This window comes from Candidatus Obscuribacterales bacterium, from assembly GCA_036703605.1.
Lineage (GTDB): Bacteria > Cyanobacteriota > Cyanobacteriia > RECH01 > RECH01 > RECH01.
Map to the genome: position 1 here is coordinate 1 of DATNRH010000746.1, position 4,381 is coordinate 4,381.

Genomic DNA, 4,381 nt, shown 5'->3' on the forward strand with positions numbered 1-4,381 from the left:
TCTGCGAATAGGACAAGGATCAGTAGTTTTCGTTGCCACTCTCTGAGTCAAGGCCATATGGCACTCGCAAGTGATCGACCCACACAATCCCTTTCCCTGAGCTTTGACGACTTTCTCGCTCAGTATGGCGATGACAGTCGCTACGAACTCATTGACGGAGAACTGTTTGACTTGGAACCGACGGGGCCTCATGAGGAAGTGGCGGCGGCGATCGCCCGCTGGCTCAATTACGATATTGTGCAGCAAGGGGCCGATTACTTCATCCCCCATCGCTGCTTAATCAAACCCCTGGCCAACCAGACCGGGTTTCGCCCCGATGTGATCGTCCTAGACCGAGCTGCCCTGCCTCAAGAGCCGCTGTGGGCCAGCCAACCCGTCGTCACCCTTAGCAGCACCATCAAATTTGTGGCGGAGGTGGTCAGCAGCAACTGGCAAAACGACTATGCCCGTAAACTTGAAGACTACGCCCTACTGGGCATTCCAGAATACTGGATTGCTGACTATCAAGGGCTAGGCGGCGAGTTCTTTATTGGTCGGCCTAAACAACCTACATTAACCCTCTGTACTTTGAATGCAGAGGGGCGTTACGACCGGCAATTGCTGCGCGGCGATCAGCGCATTACGTCTTTTGTCTTTCCCAACTTGAACCTGACCGCCAAAACCATCCTTGGGGTTGGATGAGATGGAGCCCTAGTCGTTATGGGTGAATGCCAGCATTCAGCGGACTCGGACAGTAGCACCCCCTGGTACTGCAGCTGGTGACAACAGTTACTGCTCAGCTGTGATGCAAACGCGATTACCCATAACTTTCAAGCAAACCCCTCCCCCTCGTGAGCGAAGCAGGAGCTGGAGCTGGATCAAATACAACGATGTACTGAGCTGAGGAACTCAGCCGCCGCAGGGCTTTCAAATGGGCATCCGCATCATTGCGACGCCGAAATCGAGTGAGGGTGCGCCGCTGCATGTGGGGGAGGAGTTGAACAACGCACCAGGGATGGAGCAGTTGGTTGTAGACCGTGGGAGCTTCCACCTCGCAGGCTGCCGATGAAAAGTCCTGCGGGTTCTCCAAACAGTGAGTTTCTTGACCCCTGACCACCTCGCTTGGGAAAGACCACCTACTCTCCCTAGCGCTGTCAACGCTAGGGCCTAACGCCCGCTCAATCTTGCCTAACAGTTCAGACGCCTCTCGATCCGGAGGATGCAGCGTCCAGGCGTTGATTGGCGCAGGCTGAAAAGTTAGCCGGTAGGTTTTACCGCCTCTACTGTGAACGAGCCAAATGGCCTGCCGAGGCAGCTTTTGCAGACGATAGGAGCCTTGCCCTGGCTCTGCCAGCGCCGCTCGAATGCGTTTGATATCGGCCATAACTCGTTGCCCTTGGCTCATGCGACTGCCCTCCCCGATACGTCAATGCGGTGCAGTTGATGCCACCCTAGCCAAGAGCGATTCGCCAAAACAGAGCACGGTGATATTGACAATTTTGGGTTAGGTGTGATCGTCTTCCTGCTCGGTAGTGCAGAGAGCCTGCTGTAGGTCTGCCGGAATCTGGTCAAAGTTGTCGAGCAAAAAATCCATCAGGGCCAGATGGCGCAGGTCTACCGGGGTGGGGCGACGATAGCTGCGGCCTTTGCGAAACCAGCCCCGCACTGTCGAGACCGACCGGGAACAGATCGCGGCCATGTCTTCCTGGCTCACCTGCCACTTGGCGTAAAACCGCTGGGGCGTCATACCCAGTTGGCAGTAGCTGTACTGCTCGATTAGGCGCTGCTCGCGAGGAGAAAGCGGGCGGGGATTCATCGGGTAGCCTCCTGATCAGAAGGTTCGAGGTCGTCTTCCCAGGCGATATCAGCCCTGACCCAGGCAGCACTGGGGGAAGCGGGATCGAGCCAGATCAGGTAGCACCATTGCCAGCAGCAACAGTGGGGTGCGTAGCTATAGAACCGGCCCATGACCAAACCCCAATCCGTCGCGTTGCCATGGGGAATCCAGCGAAGGCGATCGCCCAGGTGAAAGCGCGGCATTTCAACCTGGGGGAAAGCAGCAGGTAAATCAGAGGCTGACGGGAGGTGCAGATGGCCAGGATTAAGGGCACACCCGAAGGTTCGATGGATGATCTGAAGCGGGCGCGATCGCTTGCGTGAGAAAGATTGAGCCATCGGGAAGACACCTTTTGAACGAGCAACCGTGGTTTCTCAAGACCAGTCTAATCCACTCTAATCTAGAGTAGATTACCCTTGTTCGCAACACTTCACTTAGGCTTGCTCTAGAGCTAAATAGAGTGGCCATGACTACCCAGAAGCGACAGACCAGTATTTACCTACCAGACCCCATGAGAGAAGCCATTCAAGCGATCGCAGAAAGAGAGCAGCGATCCTTTACGTTTGTGGTGGAAATGCTGTTGAGGGAGGCTTTAGAAGCAAGGGATACCGCGAAGAAGGGGTAGGTGAGCTTAACAAGGAGGTTGATCGGTGCCTTTCATCATCACTAAGCTTGTAGCAGTGTCTCTAGAAGGCTCAGAATTCAATGTGGGGCGATCGCTCTCATTCCAGGGTGATGTCTAAGTTGGCTTTGCCAGAGCCTTTGACGCTGAGAAGCTCATGGGTCTCTTTAGGGTTGGTGATTCGCTCCTGCTGGAAGAGGGTTATGGCCAGTTCTGTGCGTCAATCGGTCTCGGTCATTTGGATACTATCGGGTAAATCGATGGTGATTTGCATGATTTAAGCTCCGTGGCTAAGTATTCAAGCTTCGAACAGCGACCTAGGTAGCTGCGACTGCCGGATGATGGATTTCAGGGTTCTAATCTTCAACGTTTCATGATGGGGTACGGGAATCGTGGCGGACACCTTGCCTAACCTTGCCCAACGAGCCATTTTACTCTAGTTGAAAGTCCTCTAAGGTTTTTGTCCACTATCGGCGGCCCAATCTAAGTTCAATACCCCCAATTTCTTGAATGCCGAGACTACTGCAGCGGCACGAGTCTGTACCCCCAGCTTGAAGTAGATATGCTCCAGGTGTTTCCGAACAGTGCTGATACTGAGATGGAGAACACTGGCGATTTCAGGATTCGTTTTACCGTCCATAACCAGGAACAGAACTTCTGCCTCGCGACGGCTTAAGCCGAGGGTTTCTAGCAGTTCGGCAGACAAGACAGGGCGCTTCTGCTCAGATAGGAGCAAAAGATATTGGTCTTTGGAGATATCGGCGGCGAAACGGACGTTAAGAAGTTTATTGCCTTGCTCAACTTTGAGGGGAGAGAGGGGCTTGAGAGAACTGTTGTGGCTTGTAAGAAGGGAGCGCTGGTATTTAACCCATTGTTTCAGCCGTTCAGGAAGACCACGACTGAAGTGTTCGAAGTCGTGGAAGGAATGCTTGAGTAGCCGTTCAGCTTTCTGGGTCATAGTGTGGACGCGACCTTCCTGACCTATTAAGATACTGCCTGCTGTTTCTAGGCAGTCCTGAAGCTTTTTTTGGGTCTGTTGAAGCTCGGTAAATGATTGAGCAGTTTGTCGAGCCTGCATCAGGTGGGGCTGGAGGAGATTGAGGATGATGCGATCGCGCTCCGTGAAACTGCGCTCTTGTCGAAAGAGGTTGACTGTGTCAACTACTAAGTCTGGTACTTGGGATGCTCTGTTATCTAAAGCATCCTGAGGAGCATAGGGTAGGCAAAGAGTAAAGTTATCCTCTGCATCCATGTGACGCATAAACCTGTGATAAACAAACTCAGATCTGTGGAGCTGTTCTTCCGAGAGGAAATCAGAGATCTTGATGGCGCTGAAGTCTAAGGTACTGAGTTGATAATTTACAAAGGGATGTTCGTGTTGGTGTTTTTGGGTGAGCTCGTCTAACCCGGGAATATGGGGAACAGGACCTCTACCAAATGTTTGTCGGTTTCTAAGATCAATAGTTACGAACACAGACGGTTCTGCTGGAACCAGTTCTGTAATAGCTTCACGGACGTAGTTTGTGAACTCGTCAAAGCTCTTAGAGCCATAGAGTCCATGCAAAAAAATCAGGATTTTCTGACAATCCTGTTCTGAGAGGTGTGACATGAATGTTATGCCCTAGGGGGGGAGGGATAGCTTTAATTTTCGCCTCCGTTCTCTCGTGACTTCTAGATTTGTATCAATTTCTTCATGATCGGATACGGCAACGGGCTTAGACAGCAATTGAATGATTGCAAGAATGCTGGACTCATTATGAGAGTTTGCTTGAGATTACACGATTCCCCTAATCACTTCCTCAAGCAGTCAAGTTTTCACTGCATTGTCTTGTTTTCACCGAGCGAGTTTTGTCTTCTTCACAAAGTACCAAGATGACTATCAGGACAGATTGCTATCGCTTCAATTCGGTCATTACTGTGCTCTAAGAGGCAGGAGCGATCGC

General features: G+C 52.0%; 6 protein-coding genes. 2 read left to right on the forward strand and 4 right to left on the reverse strand.

Going from position 1 to position 4,381, the window contains the following annotated elements; genetic code table 11:
• Positions 1 to 57: 57 nt before the first annotated feature.
• Positions 58 to 681 (forward strand): Uma2 family endonuclease, encoded by a 624-nt coding sequence (locus V6D20_15515; protein HEY9817189.1) that lies wholly within the window; start codon positions 58 to 60, stop codon positions 679 to 681.
• Between the two features lie 115 nt (positions 682 to 796).
• On the opposite strand, the gene V6D20_15520 is transcribed toward V6D20_15515, so the two are convergent.
• The 3 genes from V6D20_15520 to V6D20_15530 form a co-directional block, all read right to left on the reverse strand.
• Positions 797 to 1,363, reverse strand: coding sequence for a hypothetical protein (locus V6D20_15520; protein ID HEY9817190.1), 567 nt, complete (start codon positions 1,361 to 1,363; stop codon positions 797 to 799).
• A 120-nt stretch (positions 1,364 to 1,483) separates the two neighbouring features.
• Positions 1,484 to 1,795: a hypothetical protein gene (locus V6D20_15525; GenBank protein ID HEY9817191.1), complete on the reverse strand. Its 312-nt coding sequence runs from the start codon at positions 1,793 to 1,795 to the stop codon at positions 1,484 to 1,486.
• Positions 1,792 to 2,154 (reverse strand): hypothetical protein, encoded by a 363-nt coding sequence (locus V6D20_15530; GenBank protein ID HEY9817192.1) that lies wholly within the window; start codon positions 2,152 to 2,154, stop codon positions 1,792 to 1,794. Before V6D20_15530 ends, V6D20_15525 begins: the two co-directional genes overlap by 4 nt.
• Before the next feature lie 128 nt (positions 2,155 to 2,282).
• Here V6D20_15530 and V6D20_15535 point away from each other — a divergent pair, with 128 nt between their 5' ends.
• Positions 2,283 to 2,441 carry a ribbon-helix-helix protein, CopG family gene (locus V6D20_15535; GenBank protein HEY9817193.1) on the forward strand — a complete coding sequence of 53 codons (159 nt, stop codon included), beginning with the start codon at positions 2,283 to 2,285 and terminating at the stop codon, positions 2,439 to 2,441.
• Between the two features lie 448 nt (positions 2,442 to 2,889).
• Here the strand turns inward: V6D20_15535 and V6D20_15540 are convergent, their stop codons facing one another.
• A complete protein-coding gene (locus V6D20_15540) occupies positions 2,890 to 4,002 on the reverse strand; it encodes a helix-turn-helix transcriptional regulator (GenBank protein HEY9817194.1) in 1,113 nt (370 codons plus the stop codon).
• Between the last annotated feature and the right edge of the window lie 379 nt (positions 4,003 to 4,381).

Excerpts from the sequence above, each read along its gene's own strand:
- V6D20_15515 (HEY9817189.1), top strand. The coding sequence starts at position 58 with ATGGCACTCGCAAGTGATCGACCCACACAATCCCTTTCCCTGAGCTTT.
- V6D20_15520 (HEY9817190.1), bottom strand. The coding sequence starts at position 1,363 with ATGGCCGATATCAAACGCATTCGAGCGGCGCTGGCAGAGCCAGGGCAA.
- V6D20_15525 (HEY9817191.1), bottom strand. The coding sequence starts at position 1,795 with ATGAATCCCCGCCCGCTTTCTCCTCGCGAGCAGCGCCTAATCGAGCAG.
- V6D20_15530 (HEY9817192.1), bottom strand. The coding sequence starts at position 2,154 with ATGGCTCAATCTTTCTCACGCAAGCGATCGCGCCCGCTTCAGATCATC.
- V6D20_15535 (HEY9817193.1), top strand. The coding sequence starts at position 2,283 with ATGACTACCCAGAAGCGACAGACCAGTATTTACCTACCAGACCCCATG.